We start from the raw sequence: 24,078 nt of genomic DNA on the forward strand, positions 1-24,078 counted from the left end.
TGCGCCCCGCAGGCCGCAGGATCGGGCCGTGGCCACCTCCGAAGCCGGCTCCTTGCGCCTGGGCACCGCGCAGGGTCGCTGGGTAGTACTGGCAACCGTGCTCGGCTCCAGCATGGCGATGCTCGACGGCACCGTGGTGAACGTCGCCCTGCCCCGGATCGGCGCCGACCTGGGAGCCTCGCTCGCCTCCCTGCAGTGGACGCTGAACGCCTATCTGCTGACCCTGGCGGGCCTGATCCTGCTCGGCGGGGCGCTCGGCGACCGCTACGGGCGGCGGCGGGTCTTCCTGATCGGGGTGATCTGGTTCGCCGTCGCCTCGGCCGCCTGCGCCGCCGCACCGAACATCCACGTGCTGATCGCCGCCCGCGCCGTCCAGGGCATCGGCGGGGCGCTGCTCACCCCCGGCTCGCTCGCCATGCTCCAGGCGGTATTCCACCCTGACGACCGCTCGGCCGCGGTCGGGCTGTGGTCCGGCCTCGGCGGGGTGTCGGCCGCGGTCGGCCCCTTCCTCGGCGGCTGGCTGGTGGACGGCCCCGGCTGGCGCTGGATCTTCCTGCTGAACCTGCCGCTCGCCGCCGCCGTGATCGCGGTCACCACCCGGTCCGTGCCGGAGAGCCGGGACGAGAGCGCCACCGGCCGCTTCGACGTGCTCGGCGCGGTGCTCGCCGCGCTCGCCCTGGGCGCGGTCACCTATGCGCTGACCGCGGCCGGCGAGGGGGTGTCCCCCGCGGTCTGGGTCAGCGGGGTGATCGGCGTGGCGCTCGCGGTCCTCTTCGTCGCCGTCGAGCGCCGCGCGCCCGAACCGATGCTGCCGCTCGGCCTGTTCTCCTCCCGGCTGTTCACCGCCGTGAACCTGGTCACCCTCTGCGTGTACGCGGCGTTCAGCGGCGTGTTCTTCCTGCTGGTGGTGCAGCTGCAGATCGTCTGCGGCTTCTCGCCGCTGGTCTCCGGGTTCGCGCTGGTGCCGATCACCATCCTGATGCTGTTGCTGTCGGCGCGCGCCGGGCGCCTCGGCAAGCGGATCGGTCCGCGCCTCCCGCTCACCGTCGGCCCGATGCTGTGCGCGGCCGGGGTGCTGCTGATGCTCCGCACCGGCCCCGGCTCCTCCTACTGGGCGGACGTGCTGCCCGCCGTCACGGTGATGGGCTGCGGGATGACCCTGCTGGTCGCGCCGCTGACGGCCACCGTGCTGGCCGCGGTCGAGGTCCGGCACGCGGGCATCGCCAGCGGGGTCAACAACGCCGCCGCCCGCGCGGCCGGCCTGCTCGCGGTGGCGGCGCTCCCGGCACTGGCCGGACTGAGCGGCGACGCCTACCGGGTGCCGTCCGCCGTCGACTCCGCCTTCCACACCGCGATGCTGATCTGCGCCGGGCTACTGGCGGGCGGCGGGCTGATCGCGTTCGCCACCGTCCGGGGCAACGTGCTGGCGCCCGAGGAGCAGCCGGTCGCCGAGCCGAACTGCGACTGGCCCTGCGGCACCACCACGCCGCCGTACGATCCGGGCCACGTCCAGACGCGCGGGGGCCCCGCCACCGGTCCGGCGGCGGGGCCCCCGCCCGAGAACTGACGCGACGTCACCTCACGGACGCCGCAGGGCAGATCGACCTCTCAGAGGATGTCGCCCGGCGCGTACTTGGCGGCCTCCGGGTAGGCGGCCGCGACGGCCTCCACCTGGCGGACCACCTCGGCGACCTGGGCGCCGGCCGCACCGGTGAAGGAGAGCCGGTCGGCCAGCAGCGCGTCCAGGGCGGCCCGATCCAGCGGGATCCGCTCGTCGGCGGCCAGGCGGTCCAGCAGCTCGTTCTCCCGGGCGCCCGCGCGCATCGCCAGCGCGGAGGCGACGGCGTGCTCCTTGATGACCTCGTGCCCGGTCTCCCGGCCGACGCCCGCGCGCACCGCGCCCATCAGCACCTTGGTGGTGGCCAGGAACGGCAGGTAGCGGTCCAGCTCGGCCTCGATCACGGCGGGGAAGGCGCCGAACTCGTCGAGGACGGTCAGGAAGGTCTCCAGCAGGCCGTCGAAGGCGAAGAAGGCGTCCGGCAGCGCGACCCGGCGCACCACGGAGCAGGAGACGTCGCCCTCGTTCCACTGGTCGCCGGCCAGCTCGCCGGTCATCGAGGCGTAGCCCCGCAGGATGACGGCCAGGCCGTTGACGCGCTCGCAGGAGCGGGTGTTCATCTTGTGCGGCATCGCCGAGGAGCCGACCTGGCCCTCCTTGAAGCCCTCGGTGACCAGCTCGTGGCCGGCCATCAGGCGGATGGTCTTGGCCAGGCTGGACGGCGCGGCGGCCAGCTGGACGAGGGCGGTGAGCACCTCGAAGTCCAGCGAGCGCGGGTAGACCTGGCCGACGCTGGTCAGCACGTGGTCGAAGCCGAGGTGCCCGGCGACCCGGCGCTCCAGCTCGGCCAGCTTCTCGGTGTCGCCGCCGAGCAGGTCCAGCATGTCCTGGGCGGTGCCGACCGGGCCCTTGATCCCGCGCAGCGGGTAGCGGGCGATCAGCTCCTCCAGGCGGCGGAAGGCGACCAGCAGCTCGTCGGCGATCGACGCGAAGCGCTTGCCCAGGGTGGTGGCCTGCGCGGCCACGTTGTGCGAGCGGCCGGCCATCACCAGCTCGGAGTGCTGGGCGGCCAGCTTGGCCAGGCGGACGAGCACGGCCACCGTACGGTCGCGCACGTGCTCCAGCGACTGGCGGATCTGCAGCTGCTCGACGTTCTCGGTCAGATCCCGGGAGGTCATGCCCTTGTGGATCTGCTCGTGGCCGGCGAGCTCGCTGAACTCCTCGATCCGGGCCTTCACGTCGTGGCGGGTGACCCGCTCACGGGCGGCGATCGAGCCGAGGTCGACCTGGTCGATCACCCGCTCGTAGTCGGCGACGGCGTCCGCCGGAACCTCGACACCGAGGTCCTGCTGGGCCTTCAGGACGGCGAGCCACAGGTGGCGCTCGAGGACCACCTTGTGCTCGGGGGACCACAGCTGGGCCAGGGTCGCCGAGGCGTACCGGGAGGCCAGGACATTGGGGATCTGGGGCTTCGCGCTCACGCTTCGCAAGACTAACAGCCGAGGTCACGCCCTCTGCAGCCGCCAACGCGCTACGCCCGTAGAGTGTTGGCGCTACTGCGCGCCGCCCGTACGGCCGGCCAGCACCGGAAGGACCTGCGTGCAGATCGAGTGCAGGGCGATCCGCTGCTCGTCGGTCATCGCCTCGAAGGCCTGGTGGGTGCGGCCCATCTCGCTGCGGATGCGGCTCAGGATCTCCCGGCCCTCGGCCGTGATCACCACGATCTTCACCCGGCGGTCGCCGGCCGCCGCCTCCCGGTTGGCCAGGCCCAGCGACTCCAGCCGGTCCACGATCCCGGTGACGTTCGACGCGTCGCAGCCCAGCCGCCCGGCCAGCGCGCGCATCGGCACCGGCTCCTGCACCGCGCCCAGCGCCTTGGCCTGCGAGGAGGAGAGCCCGTGGCGGGCGGCGGCCGCCGCGAAGTCCTGGAAGTACGCGGCGCCGACGGCGGCCAACGCCTCCATCAGCTCGGCGTTGGTCGGTACGGTCGTCGTCGCTGTCGAACCCATGGGCTCAGGGTACGACCAGGTGCTTCAGCAACTCAAGCTTTGACCGGGGCAACCGTCCGCGAGCCACCTCACACCGCCGTCCCGGCCGCTTCCCCCTCCCGACGTCCCGCGCCCGACGTCCCGCGCCCGACGTCCCGCGCCCGACGTCCCGCGCCCGACGTCCCGCGCCCGACTCACAGCACCAGCTGGTCGAACAGCCGCCGCAGCTCCGCGTCCGGGTCCGCGGTCAGCCCGGTGTGCACCGGCCCCGGCTGGACGATCGCACTCCGCGGCGCGGTCAGCCAGCGGAACCGCTGCCCGGGGCTGTCCCCCGCCGCCGGCCCGGCCTGCGGACCGCCCAGGCAGACCGCCTCGATCCCGTGCAGCGCCCGCCGCACCCCCTGCACGTCCACCACCGGGTCCAGCGCCAGCAGCCGCGCCTGGTCCAGGTGGGTCCGCGCCGCCAGGTGCGAACTCTGCCGGCAGTACAGCAGCACCCCGACGTTGACGCACTCCCCGCGCTCGACCCTCGGCACCGCACGGATCACGGCGTACTCGTAGTCGTGCAACTCGACGACGGCCGGCAGCGCGGACCTCGACGACTCGCTCATACGGGCACCTCCGGCAGCCAGTCACGCGGACCGGCCAGTCGCTCGGTCAGCTGGGCACGGTACGCGGCGCGCACCTCGTCCGGCGAGTCGAAGCCGAACTCGTCCGTCAGCCAGACCTCGGGGATCTGCTCCACGGCCGCCTCGATCGCCGCCTCCGCGAGCGGCGCGAGCGCCTTGTCGGCGGCGGCCAGGTCCGGCTGGGCACGCAGCAGCGCGTGGTCGGAGGCGTCGTACGGGCGGCGCACCCAGGCGGCGGCGCCCGGCCAGTTGTGGTGGAAGATCAGGCTCGCGCCGTGGTCGATCAGGCGCAGCCCGCCCGTCGCCACCAGCAGGTTGGGGTTGCGCCAGGACCGGTCGACATTGCCGATCAGCGCGTCGAACCAGAGCACCTGGCCCGCGAGTTCGGGATCCACCTCGAAGCAGAGCGGGTCGAAGTTGAGCGCGCCGCTGACGAAGGCCATCCCGAGGTTGGTCCCGCCGCTCGCCCGCATCTGGTCCTGGATCTGGTGGTCCGGCTCACTGCGCGCGAGCACCGGGTCCAGGTCGACGGTCACCAGCTCCGGCACCGGCAGCCCGAGCCGTCGGCCCAGCTCCCCGGCCAGCACCTCCGCGACCAGCGCCTTGCGCCCCTGCGCCGCACCGACCCATTTCAGCGCGTACAGCCGCCGATCGTCGGCCTCGACCAGGCCCGGCATCGAGCCGCCTTCTCGCAGTGGCGTCACGTACCGGATCGCCGTCACCTCGGGTAGCACGCCCCCACCCTATCGGTGCCGCTCCCCTTCCTCGTCCTTCCTCACCCCACCCCGGCGGCAGCCCTCGCTGCTCCCACCCACCCCTCTCCTCCTCTCCCCTCACATCCACCCCACCCCACCCTCACGCCCCTCCTCCCTCATCCGCCCCGCCCCAGTGGCAGCCCCCGCTGCTCCGTGCGAGTGTGGCGGACAGTAATGGGGACCTTCACGGCAAAGGGATGAGCGATGGAACGACCTCGGATCCTGATCGTGGGCGGTGGCTTCGCCGGCCTGGAGTGCGCCCGCCGCCTCGAACGCAAGCTGTCACCCTCGGAGGCCGAGATCTCGCTGGTCACGCCGTTCAGCTACCAGCTCTACCTCCCCCTCCTCCCCCACGTCGCCGCCGGCGTCCTCACCCCCCAGTCCGTCGCCGTCTCCCTGCGCCGCTCGCTGCGCCGCACCCACATCGTCCCCGGGGGTGCCATCGGCGTGGACCCGGCGTCCAAGGTGTGCGTCGTTCGCAAGATCACCGACGAGGTGGTCGCGCAGCGGTACGACTACCTGGTGCTGGCCCCCGGCAGCGTCACCCGCACCTTCGACATCCCCGGCCTCACCGACTACGCGCGCGGCATGAAGACGCTCGCCGAGGCGGCCTACGTGCGGGACCACGTGATCGCCCAACTCGACCTCGCCTCGGCCACCCTGGACCAGCGGGAGCGCGAGTCCCGGCTGCAGTTCGTGGTGGTCGGCGGCGGCTACGCGGGCACCGAGACGGCCGCCTGCCTGCAGCGCCTGACCACGGCCGCCGCCCACCGCTACCCGCGGCTGGACGCCCGGCAGATCAAGTGGCACCTGATCGACATCGCCCCGAAGCTGATGCCGGAGCTCGGCGACCCCCTCGGCGAGGCCGCCCTGGAGGTGCTGCGGGGCCGCGGCATCGAGGTGTCGTTGGGCGTCTCGGTGGCCGAAGTCGGCGCCGAATCGGTCAAGTTCACCGACGGCCGGGTGCTCCCCTGCCGCACGCTGATCTGGACGGCCGGGGTGGCGGCGAGCCCGCTGATCGGCACCCTGGACGCCGAGACGGTCCGCGGCCGGCTGGCGGTGACGGCGGAGATGCGGGTGCCGCAGTTCGAGGGCGTGTTCGCGCTCGGTGACGCCGCCGCCGTGCCGGACCTCGCCAAGGGTGACGGCGCGGTCTGCCCGCCGACCGCCCAGCACTCCGCCCGGCAGGGCCGTGCGGTGGCGAACAACGTGATGGCCTCGCTCCGCAACCAGCCCCTGGAGCCCTACTACCACAAGGACTTGGGCCTGGTGGTGGACCTCGGCGGCAAGGACGCGGTCTCCAAGCCGGTCGGCGTGGAGCTGCGCGGGGTGCCCGCCCAGCTGGTCGCCCGCGGCTACCACCTGATGGCGATGCGCACCAATGCGGCCAAGTTCCGGGTGGGCGCCAACTGGCTGCTCAACGCGACCGCCGGGGACGACTTCGTCCGCACCGGCTTCCTCGCCCGTCAGCCCGCCCGGCTGCAGGACTTCGAGTACACCGACGCCTACCTGACGAAGGATCAGGTCCGGGCGCACGCTCAATCCCTGCTGGCCAAGGGCTGATCCCCGCACACCGCTTCGGCGCCCCCGCGGTTAGGCCGCGGGGGCGCCGAAGCGCTTGCTCACGTACCGACCCGGAACGGACCCGTGCGGACTCGAAACGGCCTCCCCGTACGAACTCGGTACGAAGCCGGAACAGGTCAGAACGAACTCACGGAAACCGTCCGGTACTCGTCCACCGGAGCGGTCACCGCGCGGTCAGGTACATCCCGCTCGCGTCCTGCCCGGCCGTGTTGTGGCACGCGAAGTCGCCGCTCGGCCGGCCCCAGAGGAGCGTCAGGCAGCGCCCGACCGCCTGCTGGCCGTAGTAGTTGGGGTGCATCGACTCCTGCAACGCGCCCTGGGTGGAGTTGAGCCCGCCGTCCAGGAAGCGCGCCCACTCGCTGGTGGTCGCGGACGGGCCGGTGGTCGCGGTGGGCTGCTTGGTGGCCGTCGAGCAGACCTCGCGGCCCTGCAGCATGTCCGACAGGTCGAGGAACTGCGCGCCCTTGGCAGCGGCGACGCCCGCCAGCGCCTGGGAGATCTGCGGCACCATCGTGTCGCGGGCCCAGTCGGCGTCCCCGTCCCAGAACGGGCAGCCCCCGGTGTTGGAGCGGGTCCAGCCGCTCTCCGGGTACCGCATCTCGGCCGCGCGCGGGATCGGCGAGGGGTAGGACTGCAGCACCAGGCGGTAGTCCGACTGCCCGTAGCCGGCACCCGACATCACCGCGCGGATCTCGTCGATCGCCTTGCCGACCCCCGCCATCGCGGCGGGCATCTTGTCGTCGATCCGGGCCTGCGCGGAGTCGTGGCAGTAGGAGTACCAGATCAGGTAGTCCTGGACGCAGGTGGAGATGATGTCGGAGAAGCCGAGGTCGTTGCCGCCGATCGACAGGGTGATCAGCTTGACGTTGTTCTGCCGTGCCACGGTGGCGAGTTGGTCGGCCTGCGGGGCCTCGCCCTTGAAGGACTGGCCACCGTTGGAGGCGCGGAAGATGTTGTCGGTGACGGCGCCGGAACAGGCCAGGTTGATCTCGTTCTGGGCCCCGGTCGAGGCGCTGACCACCTCGGCGACGTCGGAGCGGTCGCAGCCGCTGGCGGCGGTGGCGCCGTAGACCCGCGAGGGGTCGTACGAACTGCCGGTCCAGGCGCGGTCGCTGCCGTTGCGACTGCCGCTGGTGCCGGCGGAGTTGCCCTTCCAACGACCGGCCTCGCCGGAGATGTAGCTGTCGCCGAGCGTGACGCTGGCGGTGGGGCCGGAGGGAACGGCGGTCGTCGCGGCCGGGGCCGCGGAGGCCGGCGTGGCGACGGCGAGGGCGAGCGGGAGGGCGGAGGCTGCGGTGAGCAGCCGTCGTCCGAGTCGAGGCGCGCTGCGGGTGATGCTCGAACTGCTTTCGGGCACGGCGGAACTCCTGCGGCTCGGTCTCCCCGCGGGATGGGGACGGGAAGACGCGTAGGTGAGGGTGGGCCGCCGGCCGGTGGCGCGATGAAGATGACATGCCCCCGCTTGTTACCGCTAGGTATCTGCAGCAGGTTTCCGGATTCGTTACCGCCGGGTTCAGACCAGCCCGGGAGGCGTCGCCGGGATGCCGCCCCCTGGTTCACGGCCGCCACACTTGTCCAGCCAACCCGGGTCCGCACTGCCGGCCCGCCCCCGGTCCGCACCGTCGCCGCCATCCCCGAGCCCAGAGCCCCCAGGGACCTCACACCAGCCGGGAGCCGCCCTCCCCCGCCCCGAGCACCGCCGCCAGGTCCTCCGCCAACTCCCTGGCCTGCGAGGCGTCCATCCGGGCCACCGTGAACCGCAGCCCGGGCGGCGACTGGATCCGGAATCGCGCACCGGGCGCCGCGACCCAGCCGCGCTGCACCAGTGCCGCCAGCGCCGAGGTCTCGTCCGGCACCGGCACCCAGACGTTCAGCCCGCTCCCCCCGTGCGCCTCGATCCCGCGCGCCGCCAGTTCGGAGAGCAGCGCGTCCCGCCGGGTCCGGTAGGCGGCGGCCACCCGCGCGGCCGGCGCCGCGTCGCTGCGCCACAGTTCGGCGACGGTGCGCTGCAGCAGGTGGCTGACCCAGCCGGCGCCGAGCCGCTGCCGCCCGGCCACCCGCCCGACGGTCTCCGCGTCGCCGACCGCCACCGAGACCCGGAGGTCCGGCCCGTACGCCTTGGCGGCCGAGCGCACCACCGCCCAGTGCCGCGACCCGGCGCCGACCAGGGGGTGGTACGGCTGGTCGACCATGCCGTGCCCGTGGTCGTCCTCGATCAGCAGCACGCCGGGGCGCTCGGCCAGGACGGCCCTCAGCTCCTCGGCCCGGCGCGCGCCGACGGCGGCACCGGTCGGGTTCTGCGCCCGGCTGGTGACCACCACGGCCTTGGCGCCCTCGGCCAGCGCCGCCGCGAGCGCGTCCGGCAGCGGGCCCTCGTCGTCCAGTCGGACGGGCAGGTGCCTCAGGCCCAGCGCGGGCAGCAGGTCGAACAGGCTGCCCCAGCCCGGGTCCTCGACGGCCACCGCGTCGCCGGGGCGCAGCCGGGCGCCGAGGATGCGTTCGATGGCGTCGAGCGAGCCGGAGGCGACGACGACCGGGCCGCCGGGCAGGCCGTCGGCCTCGAAGGAGGCGCGGGCGAGGGCGAGCAGTTCCGGGTCGACGGCCGCGTGCCCGTACAGCACCGGCTCGGCCCGGGCGGCCTCGGCGGCGGCCGCGAGGGCCGGGCCGAGGTCGGGCAGCAGCGCCGGGTCGGGGTTGCCGGTGGAGAGGTCCCGGGCGTGCGGGGGCACTGGGATACGGATCTGGTCGCGGGGGGTGAGCGCGGGCCGGGGGAGGATCCGGCTGCCCTTGCGGCCGGCCGTCTCGATCACGCCCCGGTCGCGCAGCAGCCGGTAGGCGGCGGCGACGGTGTTGGGGTTGACGCCCAGTTCGGCGGCGAGGTCGCGCAGCGGGGGCAGCGCGGTTCCGGGGGCGAGCCGTCCGCTGCTCACGCCCTGTTCGATGTGGGCCGCGATTTCGCTGGCGCGTCGCCCTTTCAGCGGATAGTCTCCTAGCACAAAGCAAATTATGCACTAGTACATAGAGGATGTCATGTCAGACACCACGGAAGGGTCGCCGACCTACTCCCGCACCCCCAGGACCACCCCCACCCGCTACAAGGACCGGGCCACCTGGGAGCGCGACGCGATCCACGCCATCCTCGACAGCGCGTACATCTGCCACCTCGGCTTCGTCGTCGACGGCGCCCCGGTGGTCCTGCCGACGATCTACGCCCGGGTCGGCAGCCGGCTCTACGTCCACGGCTCCACCGGCAGCCGCCCGATGCGCGGCGCCTCGGGCGAGCAGGGCATGCCGGTGTGCGTCACTGTCACCCAGGTCGACGCGCTGGTGCTGACCAAGTCCGCGTTCAACCACTCCGTCAACTTCCGCTCGGTCGTCGCCCACGGCACGGCGCACCAGGTCACCGACCCCGAGGAGCTGGACATCGCGCTGGCCGCCCTGGTCGACCACGCGGTCCCCGGCCGTTCCGCCGAGGTGCGCCCGGCCAACCCCAAGGAGCTCGCCGCCACCGCCGTCCTGCGGCTGGAGCTGGACGAGGTCTCGGCCAAGACCCGCGACGACGACGCCGCCGACGACCCCGAGGACGCCGACCTGCCGCACTGGTCCGGCCTCATACCGGTCACCACCGTGCACGGCGCCCCCGTGCCGCACCCCGGCACCGCCGTCCCCCTCCCCGCGCACCTGCGCGGCTACCCCCGCTGACGAGGAATCCCCGATGCTGATCAGGTCCTGGGACCGCGGGGACGAGGACGAGTGGCGCGCCTGGCTGGCCGAGGGCCGCGACTTCGGCCTGCTCGCCGCCAACGGCGCCCCTGGCGAGGGCCCGGTGCTCGTCCCGACGCACTTCCTGCTGGACGCGGAGCACGGCGAGATCCTGCTCCACCTCGCCGCGCCCAACCCGCTGCTGGCCGCCGTACGGGCCGACCCGAAGGTCACCCTCGCGGTGACCGACGGCTACGCCTTCGCCCCCGGGCACTGGCGCGGCGCACCGGGCACGCCCACCAGCTACTACGCCTCGGTCCACTTCCACTGCACCGCCGAGGTGGTGGAGTCCGCCGCCGGCAAGGCGGAGATCCTCAACCGCCAGCTGGCGCACTTCCAGCCCGAGACGCCGGAGGTCCGCGTGGTGCCCGGCGAGGGCGGGTTGGCCCGGCAGCTGCCCGGCCTGCGCGCGCTCCGGCTCACCGTCGACGAGGTACGGGCCAAGTTCAAGTACGACGACAAGAAGCCCGCCGAGCAGCAGTACGCGATCGCCGAGCGCCTCGCCGGGCGCGCGGACGGCCGCGGGCGCGGCCGCGACCAGTACGCCGCCGCCCGGACCCAGTTGCTCCGCCGTCACCGGCGGCGCAGCGCCGGGCCGACCGACGCCCCGTGACGGACCGACCGCACGCGCCGCCCGACCGACGCCCCGTGACGGACCGACCGCACGCGCCGCCCGGCACCGCGGCCCCGGCACAGCGCGCCGGAGACTGACCCCGCGTCACCCGATCGGCCCTGACCACGCGCAGGTCGGCCCCGCCCCTGCTCGAATGTGAGGCGAGCCCTGCCCACTCGGCGCCAGGGCGGGCCCGTCCACCCCCGGGAGCGCGCGTGTCCACCGTCAACAGCCAACGGACGTCCGGCGAGGCCCACCTGGGCCACGTGGTGTTCATCTCGGCGGCCGCCGCCATGGGCGGCTTCCTGTTCGGCTACGACAGCGCGGTGATCAACGGCGCGGTGACGGGCATCCAGAAGCACTTCGCGGTGGGCCACGGCACGACCGCGTTCGTGGTGGCCATCGCCCTGCTGGGCTCGGCGGCCGGCGCGGTGATCGCCGGCCGGCTCGCCGACCACCTCGGCCGGGTGCGCACGATGCTGCTGGCGGCCGCGCTGTTCGCGGCCAGCGGCATCGGCTCGATGTTCCCGCCGAACATCGAGACCCTCGCCGCCTGGCGCGTGATCGGAGGCATCGCGATCGGCATCGCCTCCGTGATCGCGCCCACCTACATCGCCGAGGTCGCGCCGACCGCCTACCGCGGCCGGCTCGCCTCCTTCCAGCAGATGGCGATCGTGCTCGGCATCACCGTCTCCCAGCTCGCCAACTGGGCGCTCAACCAGGCCGCCGGCGGCGAGTCCACCAACCACCTCGGCGGCATCCAGGCCTGGCAGTGGATGCTCGGCGTGGAGGCGATCCCGGCCCTGGTGTACGGGCTGATGGCGCTCGCCATCCCGGAGTCGCCGCGTTTCCTGATCGCCGACCACCGCGAGGCCCAGGCCCGCAAGGTGCTGGTCGAGGTCGAGGGCGAGGGCGTGGACCTGGACGCCCGGGTGGCGGAGATCCGCGCGGTGTTGGAGTCCGCCCACAAGCCCCGGCCGAAGGACCTGCTCGGCGGCCGCTTCGGTCTGCTGCCGATCGTCTGGGTCGGCATCGGCGCCTCGGTGTTCCAGCAGTTCGTCGGCATCAACGTGATCTTCTACTACTCGTCCCTGCTCTGGCAGTCGGTCGGCATCAACGAGTCCAATTCGCTGCTGATCAGCCTCTCCACCTCGATCATCAACGTGATCGGCACGGTGATCGCGATGGTCCTGGTGGACCGGATCGGCCGCAAGCCGCTCGCCCTGGCCGGTTCGATCGGCATGGCGGCCGCGCTGTCCACCGCCGCCTGGGCGTTCTCCTACCGGCACGGCACCGGCGACACCGCCACCCTGGACACCTCCCACGCCACCGTCGCCCTGGTCGCCGCGCACGTGTTCGTGCTCTGCTTCGCCTTCTCCTGGGGCGTCGTCGTCTGGGTGCTGCTCGGCGAGATGTTCCCCAACCGGATCCGCGCGCTCGCCCTGTCCGTCGCCGCCTCCGCCCAGTGGATCGCCAACTGGGCGATCACCGTCAGCTTCCCGGACCTCGCCGACTGGAACCTCTCGGCGACGTACGTCATCTACGCGGCGTTCGCCTTGCTCTCCGTCCCGTTCGTGGTCTTCTGCATCAAGGAGACCAAAGGCCGGGCCCTCGAGGAGATGGGCTGATCCCGCCCGCGTCACCGTACCCCCGCCGCACGCGGCCCGACCCACCGAGAGGAAGCCATGCCTGACCAGGGCGGCTCCCGGCAGAACGTCACCTTCCCGAGCAACGGCCGTACCGCGCACGGGTACCTGGCCCGTCCGCCGCAGGGGACCGGGCCCGGCCTGGTGGTGGTGCAGGAGTGGTGGGGCCTCACCTCGCACATCGCCACCATGGCCGACCGCTTCGCCGCCGAGGGCTTCACCGTCCTCGCCCCGGACCTGTTCGGCGGCGCCACCACCCACGACCGCGCCGAGGCGGCGCGCCTCAAGCGCGAACTCCCCGTCGGGCGGGCCGTCGAGGACCTCGCCGGGGCCGTCGACCACCTGCTCTCGCTGGACGGCGTGGTCGGCGACGCCGTCGGGGTGGTCGGCTTCTGCATGGGCGGCGGCTTCGCCCTGCTGCTGGCCGCCCGGGCCGGCGACCGGGTGGCCGCCGTGGTGCCGTTCTACGGCCTCCCGCCGGACCCGGACTTCGACTACCGCGGCCTGACCGCCCACGTCCTCGGCCACTTCGGCGAGTTGGACGGCTCGATCCCGATGGCCGCGGTGGACGAGGCCGCGATCCGGATCGGCGAGGCCACCGACGTCCGCCCCGAGTTCCACTTCTACCCGGCCGGCCACGCCTTCATGAACGACGAGAACCTGCTCGGCACGCATGACCCGCTGCAGGCCCGGATCGCCTGGCGCCGCACCCTCAGCTTCCTCTGGGGCCACCTCGGCTGACGGGCCGCGCCGACGGGCGCGAAAACCCGATGGACACCCGTGCGACCTCCGGTCATAGTCACCGGGTGCCGACCCCACCCCCGCGCCCCCGTCGCCTCGCCTGGGCGAGCCGCAACTTCCGCATCCAGGCCGCCGCCACCGTCATCAGCGGCCTGGGCAACGCCGGAGCCCCGATCGCCACCGCTTTCGCCGTCCTGGGCAGCGGCGGCACCACCACCGAGGTCGGCTACGTCACCGCCGCCCGTCTGCTGCCCACGGTGCTGCTCCTGGTGCTCGGCGGCGCGCTCGCCGACCGCCTGCCGCGGCACCGGATCATGGTCGCCGCCAACCTGTTCAGCGGCGCCTCCCAGGCCGTCCTGGCCACGCTGGTCGTCACCGGGGCGGCGCAGCTCTGGCACCTGCTGCTGCTCTCCGCCGCCGGCGGCGCCGGCTACGCGCTCTACTCGCCCGCCTCCGGCGGCATGATCATGCAAGCCGTCCCGCAGGAGCACGCCGCCCGCGCCTTCTCGGTCTTCCGGATGGGCCAGAACGCCTCCCAGATCGGCGGCGCCGCCCTCGGCGGGGCGCTCACCGCCGCCTTCGGGCCCGGCTGGGTGCTCGCCCTGGACGCCCTCTGCTTCCTGATCGCCGCCGCGCTGCGCTTCCTCCTGGAGCCCGAGCGCGCCCCCGTCCCCTCCGGCGGCGGCATGCTGCGGGACCTGCGCGAGGGCTGGCGGGAGTTCGCCTCCCGCCGCTGGCTCTGGGCGGTCGTGGCGCAGTTCTCCGTCCTGGTCGCCTGCGTCGGCGCGGTGGAGTCGGTGTACGGGCCGGCCGTCGCCGAGGAGCGGCTCGGCGGCGCGGGCGCCTGGGGCGTGGCGATGTCCGCGTACGGCGTGGGCCTGGTGGCCGCCGGCCTGCTGATGGCGCGCTGGCGGCCCCGGCGGATCCTGCTGGCCGGCAACTGGGGCGTCTTCCTGTTCGGGGTGCCCGCTCTCGCCCTCGCCGCCGCCGTACCGCTGCCGCTGCTGATCGCCGCGATGTTCCTCTCCGGCGTGGGCGTCACCGTCTTCGGCGTCAACTGGATGGTCGCGCTGCGGCAGGAGATCCCGGAGGACGTGTTCTCCCGGGTCTCCGCGTACGACGAGCTGGGCTCCAACGCGCTGGCCCCGGTCGGTACCGCGGTGGCCGGCCCGGCCGCCGTGGCGCTCGGCCTCGACGGGGCGCTGTGGACCTGCGCCGTCGTCTGTCTGGTGCTCAGCGCGGCGGTCCTGCTGGACCCCCAGGTGCGCCGGCTGGGCCGCCGTGGCACGACCGACGCACCGGAGCCCGCCGCCGTGCCCGTGTCCGCGTCGTGAGCACCTCGTGCGCCCCGCGTGCGCCCACCGGTGGGCAACCGGAGGTGCGGGTGAGGCGTCCGAACAGGTGGCAAGCGCGAGCGATCTGGGAGGCCACCGGTGCCGAAGCCCCTGCTGTTCCTGGACGTCGACGGCGTCCTGAACCCGGTCTGCCCGCATCCGGACGCCGGGTTCGACACCCACACCCTGTTCGGTTACGCCGTCCTGCTCTCCGCCCGGCACGGCGCATGGCTGCGCGAGCTCGCGGGCACGTACGAACTCGTCTGGGCCACCACCTGGGAGGAGCACGCCAACACCCACGTCGCCCCGGCGCTCGGCCTGGACCCGCTCCCGGTGGTCCGCCTCAGCGGCTACGTCCCGCAGCCCGGCGATCCGCGCGTCCCGCTGATGGAGCTGTTCTCCGCCCAGAAGTGGGCCCCGCTGCTGCGCTACGCCGGGGGCCGTCCGTTCGCCTGGGTGGACGACGTCATCCCCGGCCGGCTACTGCGCGCGTCGCTGTGTCGACGCGACCGCCTGCTGCTGCGGATCGACCCCGGCCAGGGCCTGGAGCGGTGGCACGTGGACCGGCTGCTGGCCCGCCCGCCACGCGCCCACGCCCTCATAGGCAGGGCGCTCAGGGGGTCGGCAGCCAGCTGACGTGCCCGGCGAGCAGCGCGTACCCGACGAAGGCGACCGTGTCGATCAGCGCGTGCGCCACCACCAGCGGCATCACCCGCCCCCAACGCCGGTACAGCAGGCAGAACACCGCCCCCATCACCATGTTGCCGACCAGCCCGCCGACGCCCTGGTAGAGGTGGTAGGAACCGCGCAGCACCGAACTGGCCACCACCGCGGCCGGCCAGGACCACCCCCACTGCCCCACCCGCCGCAGCAGGTAGCCGAGAACGACGACCTCTTCGAGGACGGCGTTCTGCCAGGCCGACAGCACCAGCACCGGCACCCGCCACCAGACGTCCGGCAAGCCCGAGGGCGCCACCGTCAGGTTGTACCCGGCCGCCTGCGAGGCCAGGTACAGCGCCAGCCCCGATCCGCCGATCGCGGCCGCGACGGCGGCCCCCCGGCCGAGGTCGCGCAGCTTCTGCCCGAGGTCGAAGCCCAGCACCCGCAGCGTGACGCCCTCGCGCACCAGCAGGTAGCCGACCAGCACCACGGGCATCAGGCCGCGCCCGATGTAGTACAGCTGCCACACCAGGTCCAGCCAGGGCCGCCCCGGCGCGCGCGAACCGTTCAGCGTGGCGACCTGCTGGCCGAGCTTGATCGGCTCGGTGAGCGAGCCCGCGAAGCTGATCAGCGCGCTGATCCCGCTGGCCCCGAGCGAGAGGCCGAGGACGATCAGCAGCTCCGCCCCGAGCAGCCGCCGGGTGGGCTGCTCGGTCTCCGGCGCGGTCGGGACGGTGGTCACGGGGGCTCCAGCGGACGGACGGTCGCTCCGGCCGTCGGCCGACCGCCGGAGCGATCATCCTGACACAGCGTCCCGTTCGGCCCGCCGGCCAGGTCCGCGGCGCCCCGTCCCGGTCCTACCCGACCGGCCAGGTGTGCACCGGCTCCCCGCCGCGCATGTGCTCGGCGTAGCGCCGGGTCATCGCCGCGAGCGCGGCCGGACGGTCCATCCGGTACTGCTCGCGCAGCCGGTGGAAGGTCGCGCTCTGCCAGGACGCGCCGTTGGTGCGGCGCAGGCAGCGCTGCTCGATGATGCCCAGGTAGCGGTCCCGGTCGGCGGGCTCCACGCCCCATGCGTCGAGGCCCTGGTAGGCCAAGGGCAGCAGTTCGCCCAGCACCAGGTCGACCGCGGAGATCGTCTGCAGCCCGCCGCGCCCGGCGCGGCCGGGGCGCGGCCACTGGAACACCGCGTCGATGCCGTACCGGGCGCCCTGCCGGAAGTTCTCGTCCGCCCGCTCGAACGGCAGCCGGGTCCAGACCGGCCGGGGCTGCTCGGCGAGCACCCGCACCAGCCCGTAGTAGAAGGCGGCGTTGGCCAGGGTGTCGGCGACCGTCGGCCCGGCCGGCAGCGCCCGGTTCTCCACCCGCAGGTGCGCCACCCCGCCCGCGACGTCGTAGATCGGCCGGTTCCAGCGGTAGATGGTGCCGTTGTGCAGCCGCATCTCGGCGAGCTTGGGCGCGCCGCCGGAGGCGAGCACCTTCAGCGGGTCCTCGTCGTCGCAGATCGGCAGCAGCGCGGGGAAGTACCGCAGGTTCTCCTCGAACAGGTCGTAGACCGAGTCCACCCAGCGCTCGCCGAACCAGGTGATGGGGCGCACGCCCTGCGCCTTGAGCTCAGCCGAACGGGTGTCGCAGGCCTGCTGGAACAGCACCGGCCGGGTCTCCCGCCACAGCTCCCGTCCGAACAGGAACGGGGAGTTCGCGCCCAGCGCGAGCTGCGGCCCGCAGAGCGCCTGGGCGGCGTTCCACACCGAGGAGAAGCGCTCCGGGGTCACTTGGAGGTGCAGCTGCAGCGAGGTCGCGGCGGCCTCGGCGACCATGGTGATGGACTCCAGCTGGAGGTGCTCGACGCCTTCGATGTCGAGCGCGATCTCCTCCCCGCGCGCGGCCAGGATCTGGTCGCTGAGCAGGCTGTACCGCTGGTTGTGGCTCATCGCGTCCAGCCCGGTGTGGGCGTGTTCCAGGGTCGGCAGGATGCCCACCATGACGATCCGCGCCCCGGCCTCGGCGGCCCGCCGGTCGGCGTAGCGCAGCCCGGTGTCGATCTCCTCGCGCAGTTCCTCGAAGACGTGCCCGCACAGCCGGTGCGGCGTGATGTTGACCTCGATGTTGAACTTGCCCAGCTCGGTCTGGAAGTCGCTGGAGCCGATCTCGCTCAGCACCCGGGCGTTGTTCATGGCCGGCAGGCCCTGCTCGTCGGCGAGGTTGAGCTCGATCTCCAGGCCCATCACCGCCCGCGGCCGGTCGAAGCGCTCCTCCCGCAGCATCCGCCCGAGCGCCTCCTGACAGGCCTGGAGCTTGCGCCGGTACAGCTGCCGGTCCGCCAGATCCGCCCGAGTCGCGACGACCTTCTCGCCCACGGTCCCCTCCTCCTGAGACACCCCGTTGAGCCACCGGCCGACCGACCGTGCAAGCATCATGCCCACCTCGAAGATCGATACCCGAATGCTTGTACTGGCTTGCATTGCAAGGCATCTGACGGCAATTCAGGCCATGTGCAGACTTGCTCGGCGCCACCGCCTGTGATAAACAGATCACCCTGCGCATCTGTTCGATGGAATTCGCACAGCGCTCCGGCCGGTCCGTTCCCGCCCCGAACCCCTCGTCGACGGCGACGGCCACGCCGGCACCGCGATCCTGCACAACCGGACACGGCCGGGCCCCGTCAGCGAAGACGCGCCAGCCATGCCGGTATGCCGCACTCGCACGCCGATCTCGCTTGGAGAGGCGGTCCCCGCCATGACTTTGCAGACCCCCCAGCCCCCACCGAGCGCCCTGCGCGCCGTCCTGGGCGCGCTCGACTCGGAGACCGCGCTGCGTCAGCCCGCCGCCGCAGCGCTGCGTCATCCGGCCGGCCCACTGGTCCCCGCCCATCCGCTCGCGGTGCACGTCCTGGACGGCCCGCGGCCCGAACTCCCCGCCGCCCGCCGTACCGGCTGGCGCTTCCTGATCAAGGACGGCGCCGACGTCGCCGCCGCGGCCGAAGTGGTGCAAAGCGCCGAGGGGCACACCTTCTCCCACTTCACCGCCGGCCCCTACCTGGGCTCGACGGTCCGGGCGCTGCGGGAGGCCTGGCAGCTCGCCCAGGCCTCCCGGATCCGCCAGCAGCCCCGCCTGCTGACCTTCCCCGGCCAGTACGCGACGGCCCTCTGGCTGCACAGCCCCGACACCGGCCCGGCCGCCGACCTGCTGATCCCGCTCGCCCCGGCCCCGCTCGGCGTCACCGCCCACCGCGCCTACCCGGCCGCCGAGCTGCTCCCGCTGCTCGCCCGCGCCCCGCTGGCCCGGCCCCTGCTGCTCGGCACCTCCTGAACCGCCCGCCGCACGGGCCGCCGGACCACCCGCCCGGCGGCCCTCCGTCGTGCCCGCACGCTCGGCACCGGCGCACGTCACCCGAACGGCGACCACCTGGACGAAGCACCCGCCATGGCCCGATCGGGCCATCCTCCGCCTGACCCACCGGTGCGCGATTTCCCCCCGGCCCCACCTGAACGGGTGATCTCTTCCCGGGAGTTGTGGCGCATGTCACGAAATCCCTGCGAGCACGTCCGCAGATGCCGACACTGGGAACCAGCGTGGAAGGACCACCTGTCCTACCCACTTGAGCGCCGGTCAACACCTGGTCGGCGTGCGGACAGGATCCGACTACCGCGGCGGCCCCGGAGGGCACGACCTCCGGCGACCGCACCACGGGGAGGATCGCAGAGCGAAGCGAGGGTACGCGTATGTGCCAGCACCGTCCTGAGTGCCCGTCGGCCGAGTCCGAGGACCGCGAGGCGGCCGTCTCGGTGGCCTGCCACCCGGAGCAGGGCTGGAGCCTGCTCTGCAACGGCGTCGTCCTGTTCGAGGACACCGGAGAGCTGCTGCCCGACGGCCGGGTCATCGCCCCGCGCCGCCCCGTCGCCCACGCGGCCTGACCGCACGGTCGGGCCGGACGGCGGACCGTGCGGCCCGATCGCACGGTCCGCCGTCCGGCGGGGGCAGCCGCCGCGGCGAGCACGAGACGAACGAGGGGCTGGGCCCCGGCGGAACGTTCCGCCGGGGCCCAGCCCCTCGCCCGAACTACCTGACGACCGACGACCCGACTACCCGACGAGCGGGTCCGTCAGACGCCGTACTCGTCCAGCGGCGGGCACGAGCAGACCAGGTTGCGGTCGCCGTACGCGCCGTCGATCCGGCTCACCGGCGGCCAGTACTTGTCCGCCGGGTTCACGCCCGCCGGGAAGACGGCCTCCTGCCGCGAGTAGCCGTGCGCCCAGTCGCCGGCCAGCGCGGCGGCGGTGTGCGGGGCGTTGCGCAGCGGGTTGTCCTCGGCCGCCCACTCGCCCGAGCCGACCTTGTCGATCTCGGCCCGGATCGCGATCATCGTGTCGCAGAACCGGTCGATCTCGTGCAGGTCCTCGGACTCGGTCGGCTCGATCATCAGCGTGCCGGCCACCGGGAAGGACATCGTCGGCGCGTGGAAGCCGTAGTCGATCAGGCGCTTGGCGATGTCGTCCACCGTCACGCCCGTCTCCTTGGTCAGCGGACGCAGGTCGATGATGCACTCGTGCGCGACCAGCCCGCCCGGACCGGTGTAGAGCACCGGGAAGTGCGGCGCCAGGCGCTTGGCGATGTAGTTGGCGTTCAGCACCGCGACCTGGGTCGCGTGCTTGAGGCCCTCGCCGCCCATCAGCCGGACGTACGCCCAGGAGATCGGCAGGATCGCCGCCGAACCCCACGGCGCGGCCGAGATCGGGCCGACGCCGGTGGCCGGGCCGGCCTCCGCCTGCAGCGGGTGGTTCGGCAGGTACGGCGCCAGGTGGGCGCGCACCGCGACCGGGCCGACGCCCGGGCCGCCGCCGCCGTGCGGGATGCAGAAGGTCTTGTGCAGGTTCAGGTGCGAGACGTCCGCGCCGAACTTGCCCGGCTTGGCGAGGCCGACCAGGGCGTTCAGGTTGGCGCCGTCCACGTACACCTGGCCGCCGGCCTCGTGCACCAGGGCGCAGATCTCGGTGATCTGGGTCTCGTACACGCCGTGGGTCGACGGGTAGGTGACCATCAGCACCGACAGGCTGTCGCGGTGCTGCTCGATCTTGGCCTTCAGGTCCTCGACGTCCACGTCGCCGTCGACCAGCGTCTTCACCACGACGACGCGCATGCCGGCCATCACCGCGGAGGCGGCGTTGGTGCCGTGCGCCGAGGACGGGATCAGGCAGACGTCGCGCTGGGTGTCGCCGTTGGCGTGGTGGTAGGCGCGGACGGCCAGGAGGCCGGCCAGCTCGCCCTGCGAGCCCGCGTTCGGCTGGATCGACACGGCGTCGTAGCCGGTCACCTCGACGAGCTGCTGCTCCAGCTGGCGGATCAGCGTCAGGTAGCCCTGGGCCTGGTCGATCGGCGCGAAGGGGTGCAGCTGGCCGAACTCCGGCCAGGTCACGGCCTCCATCTCGGTGGTCGCGTTGAGCTTCATGGTGCAGGAGCCCAGCGGGATCATGCCGCGGTCCAGCGCGTAGTCCCGGTCCGACAGGCGGCGCAGGTAGCGCAGCATGGCGGTCTCGGAGCGGTGGCTGTGGAAGACCGGGTGGGTCAGGTACTCGTCCTCGCGCAGCAGCGCCGCGGGCAGCGCATCGGCGGTCTCGGCGACCTCGGCCGCCTCGACGCCGAACGCGGCCCAGACGCCGGCCAGGTGCTCGCGGGTGGTGGTCTCGTCGGTGGAGACGGAGATCCGGTCCGCGCCGTCCTGGTGGACGTTGATGCCGTGGGCGCGGGCGGCGGCGGCGATCTCGGCGGCGCGGCCCGGCACCAGGGCGGTGACGGTGTCGAAGAACTCGTCGTGCAGCAGCTCGACGCCGCCGGCCCGCAGGCCCTCGGCGAGGGCGGCGGCGTAGTGGTGGGTGCGGCGAGCGATGTCGGCCAGGCCGTCCGGACCGTGGTACACGGCGTACATCGAGGCCATCACGGCCAGCAGCACCTGGGCGGTGCAGATGTTGCTGGTGGCCTTCTCGCGGCGGATGTGCTGCTCACGGGTCTGCAGGGCCAGGCGGTAGGCCCGGTTGCCCTCGGTGTCGACGGAGACGCCGACCAGACGGCCGGGGAGCGAGCGGGCGTACTCGGCGCGCACCGCGAGGTAGCCGGCGTGCGGGCCGCCGAAGCCCATCGGCACGCCGAAGCGCTGCGAGGTGCCGCAGGCGATGTCGGCGCCCAGCGAGCCGGGGGACTTGAGCAGGGTCAGCGCCAGCAGGTCGGCGGCGACGGCGACGATCGCGCCGAGGCCGTGCGCCTGCTCGATGACCGGGGCGAGGTCGCGGACCACACCGGTGGCGCCCGGGTACTGCAGCAGCACGCCGAAGACGCCGCGCTCGGCGACCTCGGCCGGAATGCCCTCGGACAGGTCGGCGACGACGACCTCGACACCGGTCGGCACCGCACGGGTGTTGATCACCGCGATGGTCTGCGGGAGGGTCTCGGCGTCGACCAGGAAGACGCCGCCCTTGACCTTGGTGACGCGGCGGGCCAGCGCCATCGCCTCGGCGGCCGCGGTGCCCTCGTCGAGCAGCGAGGAGCCGGAGGTCGGCAGGCCGGTCAGGTCGGAGACCAGGGTCTGGAAGTTGAGCAGCGCCTCCAGGCGGCCCTGCGAGATCTCCGGCTGATACGGGGTGTACGCGGTGTACCAGGCCGGGTTCTCCATGACGTTGCGCAGGATCACCGGCGGCGTGAAGGTGCCGTAGTAGCCCAGGCCGATCATCGGCTGGAGCACCTGGTTGCGGCCGGCCAGCTCGCGCAGCTCGGCGAGGACCTGGGCCTCGGTCCGGCCGGCCGGCAGGTCCAGGCCGGTGATGGAGCGGATCGCCTCGGGCACGGCGGTCGCGGCGAGTTCGTCCAGCGAGCCGTAGCCGACGGACGCCAGCATCTTCTCCTGCGCGGCGGCGTCGGGGCCGATGTGGCGGTTCTCGAAGGGACTGGCCAGCTCAAGCTCGGTGAGGGTCGAGGCGCCGGTGGGGCGTCCCGCGTTCGGCTGGGCGTTCATGGTGGTCGAGGCCTCCTGGTCACGGACCGGCGGGGGTACGCACGCCGACCGGCCTTCCGCTGCGGACAGCGACTCAGCCACGGCGGGCGGACCCGACAGGCCTCCCCCTCTGTCATCGGGACCTGAGAGCTTCGCCCGCACGGCGCGCTGTGGGCGCTCCGTCGGCTTGCACCGTCGGTGAGGGTGGTGATCGCCGGCTTCCGTGCCGAGACTCCTGCCCTGCTTTCCAGAGTGACCTACCCCACACGGTACGGATGCCTGAGAGATTCCGGGGAGGAGTTGCTCCTTCGGCGCCCCGACCAGCGGTTTTCGCGGTCGGAGACTCTCCCGAGCGGGCTCTGCGGTCGCCGCCCAGGGTACCAGCGGGCGGCCTTCCGATCACGGGTGCTTCCGGTCACCCCGGGTCTACGCGCGTCCCCCGGACAGCCCAGCGCGCAGCCCGTCCGGCGCACCCCGGTCGCGCACGTCCGATTCATGGCATTTGGTGGGGAACTGGCGGACAGGACGGGTGCTCCGGCCGCCGACCCTGCGGGAGTTCCGCAGGCTCAGCGCACTGGAGGAAAGAGTGCAGACCGACATCGACCCCCGCGACCTCATCGGCCACAAGGCGGTCGACCGCAACGGAGACAAGATCGGCACGGTCGACGAGGTGTACCTCGACGATGCCACCGGCCAGCCCGAGTGGGCCGCCGTCCGGACCGGCATCTTCGGCCGGGACGCCTTCGTCCCGCTCACCACGAGCGAGTTCTCCGGCGACGAGCTCCGGGTTCCGTACGACAAATCGCTGGTCAAGGAGTCCCCGGACTTCGGCGTGGGCCAGCACCTGTCCCCCGCCCAGGAGCTCCAGCTCTACCGCTACTACGGCCTCGACACCCCGGCGGACGGCCCCTCGGCCGACGAGACCCACGAGCGGGCCGCCCAGCCCGACCTCGACTTCGGAACCGCCCCGGCCGCCGTCGCGGTGGCCGCCCCGCCGCATGCCCTCCACTCCTCGGAGTCCGGCAGCACCACCTCGACCACCACCCGAACCGCCATGGAGGCCAACATGCGGACTTTGACCACCCCAACCCCCGCCGAGACCTCCCCCGCGCCCAGCATGGAGGCGAAGCTGCATCCGGCACCGATGGCGCCGTCCACTCCGATGCACTCCGCCGCCGACTCGTCCGCGCCCAGCAGCCCGATCGAGATCACCTGCAGCGAGGAGCGGCTGGAGGTGACCACGGAGTGGCACAACGTGGGCACCGCGAAGCTGCGCAAGTACGTGACGACCGAGCAGGTCGAGCGCCGCGTCCCGGTGGTCCGCGAGCGCGTCCGGGTCGAGCGGGTACCGGTCAGCGACGCCGCGCGCGCCTCCCTCACCGAGAAGGAGATCGCCGAGGCCGTCGAAGAGGTCACCCTCCGTGAGGAGCGTCCGGCGGTCCGCAAGTACCTCGCGCCCATCGAGCGCGTCCGGCTGGTCGTCGAGCGCTACACGGACGAGGAGGTGATCCGGGAGGAACTCCGCCGCGAGCACGTGGAGATCCACGACGACACCGCCCCCACCTCCCCCACCCCGGAAGCCTCCCAGCCGAACTCCCTGCGCCCCCTCGCCTGACCCTCACCCGCTCCGCCAGGGCCCCGACTCCCAGAGCCGGGGCCCTTCCCCATGCCCCGGCCCCTCGGCCCAAGCGCCCCACCCGAGGCCCCCGCAGGCAACCGACCAGCCCTCTTACGCCAAAGCGCCTCCACCCCGCGCCCCCAAGCCCGCCGCAGGCGCCCCGCCCCACCGGCCCCTCAGCCAAAGCGCCTCCACCCCACCCCGC

Annotated in this window: 20 protein-coding genes and 2 riboswitches; of the genes, 11 read left to right on the top strand and 9 right to left on the bottom strand. The window is 73.3% G+C overall.

Annotated elements, in window-relative coordinates; translation table 11 throughout:
• The first annotated feature begins 112 nt into the window (after positions 1–112).
• Positions 113–1,567: an MFS transporter gene (locus ACZ6Y7_RS23410; RefSeq protein ID WP_465759899.1), complete on the top strand. Its 1,455-nt coding sequence runs from the start codon at positions 113–115 to the stop codon at positions 1,565–1,567.
• Positions 1,568–1,608: 41 nt separating this feature from the next.
• Here the strand turns inward: ACZ6Y7_RS23410 and purB are convergent, their stop codons facing one another.
• The 4 genes from purB to ACZ6Y7_RS23430 all read right to left on the bottom strand — a co-directional run bounded on the left by purB (position 1,609) and on the right by ACZ6Y7_RS23430 (position 4,909).
• Positions 1,609–3,039 (bottom strand): adenylosuccinate lyase, encoded by a 1,431-nt coding sequence (gene purB / locus ACZ6Y7_RS23415; RefSeq protein WP_465759860.1) that lies wholly within the window; start codon positions 3,037–3,039, stop codon positions 1,609–1,611.
• A 72-nt stretch (positions 3,040–3,111) separates the two neighbouring features.
• Entirely contained in the window at positions 3,112–3,567 is a 456-nt protein-coding gene (locus ACZ6Y7_RS23420) for a MarR family winged helix-turn-helix transcriptional regulator (RefSeq protein WP_465759861.1), read from the bottom strand.
• Positions 3,568–3,740: 173 nt separating this feature from the next.
• Entirely contained in the window at positions 3,741–4,157 is a 417-nt protein-coding gene (locus ACZ6Y7_RS23425; RefSeq protein WP_465759862.1) for a DUF3037 domain-containing protein, read from the bottom strand.
• Positions 4,154–4,909: a HipA family kinase gene (locus tag ACZ6Y7_RS23430; protein WP_465759863.1), complete on the bottom strand. Its 756-nt coding sequence runs from the start codon at positions 4,907–4,909 to the stop codon at positions 4,154–4,156. Before ACZ6Y7_RS23430 ends, ACZ6Y7_RS23425 begins: the two co-directional genes overlap by 4 nt.
• Positions 4,910–5,134: 225 nt before the next feature.
• Between ACZ6Y7_RS23430 and ACZ6Y7_RS23435 the strand changes: the two genes are divergently transcribed.
• Entirely contained in the window at positions 5,135–6,493 is a 1,359-nt protein-coding gene (locus tag ACZ6Y7_RS23435) for an NAD(P)/FAD-dependent oxidoreductase (protein WP_465759864.1), read from the top strand.
• A 184-nt stretch (positions 6,494–6,677) separates the two neighbouring features.
• Here ACZ6Y7_RS23435 and ACZ6Y7_RS23440 read toward each other — a convergent pair whose 3' ends face one another.
• Together ACZ6Y7_RS23440 and ACZ6Y7_RS23445 are read right to left on the bottom strand one after the other, a co-directional pair.
• Complete coding sequence (locus ACZ6Y7_RS23440) at positions 6,678–7,871, bottom strand: GDSL-type esterase/lipase family protein (RefSeq protein WP_465759865.1); 1,194 nt, start codon at positions 7,869–7,871, stop codon at positions 6,678–6,680.
• 301 nt (positions 7,872–8,172) lie between these two features.
• The gene (locus tag ACZ6Y7_RS23445) at positions 8,173–9,510 is read right to left on the bottom strand and encodes an aminotransferase class I/II-fold pyridoxal phosphate-dependent enzyme (protein WP_465759866.1); all 1,338 of its coding nucleotides are present in this window, start codon (positions 9,508–9,510) and stop codon (positions 8,173–8,175) included.
• 34 nt (positions 9,511–9,544) lie between these two features.
• On the opposite strand from ACZ6Y7_RS23445, the gene ACZ6Y7_RS23450 reads away from it, so the two are divergent.
• The 6 genes from ACZ6Y7_RS23450 (at position 9,545) to ACZ6Y7_RS23475 (ending at position 15,246) form a co-directional block, all read left to right on the top strand.
• Positions 9,545–10,216: a pyridoxamine 5'-phosphate oxidase family protein gene (locus ACZ6Y7_RS23450; RefSeq protein ID WP_465759867.1), complete on the top strand. Its 672-nt coding sequence runs from the start codon at positions 9,545–9,547 to the stop codon at positions 10,214–10,216.
• Between the two features lie 13 nt (positions 10,217–10,229).
• A complete protein-coding gene (locus tag ACZ6Y7_RS23455) occupies positions 10,230–10,889 on the top strand; it encodes an FMN-binding negative transcriptional regulator (RefSeq protein WP_465759868.1) in 660 nt (219 codons plus the stop codon).
• 215 nt (positions 10,890–11,104) lie between these two features.
• Complete coding sequence (locus ACZ6Y7_RS23460; protein WP_465759869.1) at positions 11,105–12,517, top strand: sugar porter family MFS transporter; 1,413 nt, start codon at positions 11,105–11,107, stop codon at positions 12,515–12,517.
• A 57-nt stretch (positions 12,518–12,574) separates the two neighbouring features.
• The gene (locus tag ACZ6Y7_RS23465) at positions 12,575–13,276 is read left to right on the top strand and encodes a dienelactone hydrolase family protein (RefSeq protein WP_465759870.1); all 702 of its coding nucleotides are present in this window, start codon (positions 12,575–12,577) and stop codon (positions 13,274–13,276) included.
• Between the two features lie 65 nt (positions 13,277–13,341).
• Positions 13,342–14,610, top strand: coding sequence for an MFS transporter (locus ACZ6Y7_RS23470; protein ID WP_465759871.1), 1,269 nt, complete (start codon positions 13,342–13,344; stop codon positions 14,608–14,610).
• Positions 14,611–14,709: 99 nt separating this feature from the next.
• Positions 14,710–15,246, top strand: coding sequence for an HAD domain-containing protein (locus ACZ6Y7_RS23475; protein WP_465759872.1), 537 nt, complete (start codon positions 14,710–14,712; stop codon positions 15,244–15,246).
• On the opposite strand, the gene ACZ6Y7_RS23480 is transcribed toward ACZ6Y7_RS23475, so the two are convergent.
• Together ACZ6Y7_RS23480 and ACZ6Y7_RS23485 are read right to left on the bottom strand one after the other, a co-directional pair.
• Entirely contained in the window at positions 15,224–16,012 is a 789-nt protein-coding gene (locus ACZ6Y7_RS23480; protein WP_465759873.1) for a CPBP family intramembrane glutamic endopeptidase, read from the bottom strand. The genes ACZ6Y7_RS23475 and ACZ6Y7_RS23480 overlap by 23 nt on opposite strands.
• Before the next feature lie 115 nt (positions 16,013–16,127).
• The gene (locus ACZ6Y7_RS23485; RefSeq protein WP_465759874.1) at positions 16,128–17,630 is read right to left on the bottom strand and encodes a glutamate-cysteine ligase family protein; all 1,503 of its coding nucleotides are present in this window, start codon (positions 17,628–17,630) and stop codon (positions 16,128–16,130) included.
• A gap of 379 nt (positions 17,631–18,009) precedes the next feature.
• Between ACZ6Y7_RS23485 and ACZ6Y7_RS23490 the strand changes: the two genes are divergently transcribed.
• Both ACZ6Y7_RS23490 and ACZ6Y7_RS23495 read left to right on the top strand, forming a co-directional pair.
• Positions 18,010–18,582, top strand: a complete 573-nt coding sequence (locus ACZ6Y7_RS23490) for a hypothetical protein (protein WP_465759875.1) — start codon at positions 18,010–18,012, stop codon at positions 18,580–18,582.
• A 413-nt stretch (positions 18,583–18,995) separates the two neighbouring features.
• Positions 18,996–19,187, top strand: a complete 192-nt coding sequence (locus ACZ6Y7_RS23495) for a DUF5999 family protein (protein WP_030256473.1) — start codon at positions 18,996–18,998, stop codon at positions 19,185–19,187.
• 188 nt (positions 19,188–19,375) lie between these two features.
• Here the strand turns inward: ACZ6Y7_RS23495 and gcvP are convergent, their stop codons facing one another.
• On the bottom strand, positions 19,376–22,276 hold the full coding sequence (gcvP, locus tag ACZ6Y7_RS23500) for an aminomethyl-transferring glycine dehydrogenase (protein WP_465759876.1): 2,901 nt from the start codon (positions 22,274–22,276) through the stop codon (positions 19,376–19,378).
• Positions 22,277–22,378: 102 nt separating this feature from the next.
• A riboswitch (glycine riboswitch) is annotated at positions 22,379–22,511 on the bottom strand.
• A gap of 1 nt (position 22,512) precedes the next feature.
• Positions 22,513–22,616, bottom strand: a riboswitch (glycine riboswitch).
• Positions 22,617–22,841: 225 nt separating this feature from the next.
• On the opposite strand from gcvP, the gene ACZ6Y7_RS23505 reads away from it, so the two are divergent.
• The gene (locus tag ACZ6Y7_RS23505; protein WP_465759877.1) at positions 22,842–23,870 is read left to right on the top strand and encodes a PRC and DUF2382 domain-containing protein; all 1,029 of its coding nucleotides are present in this window, start codon (positions 22,842–22,844) and stop codon (positions 23,868–23,870) included.
• The last annotated feature ends 208 nt before the right edge of the window (positions 23,871–24,078 follow it).

The sequence above is a fragment of the Kitasatospora sp. NPDC053308 genome (assembly GCF_055585785.1).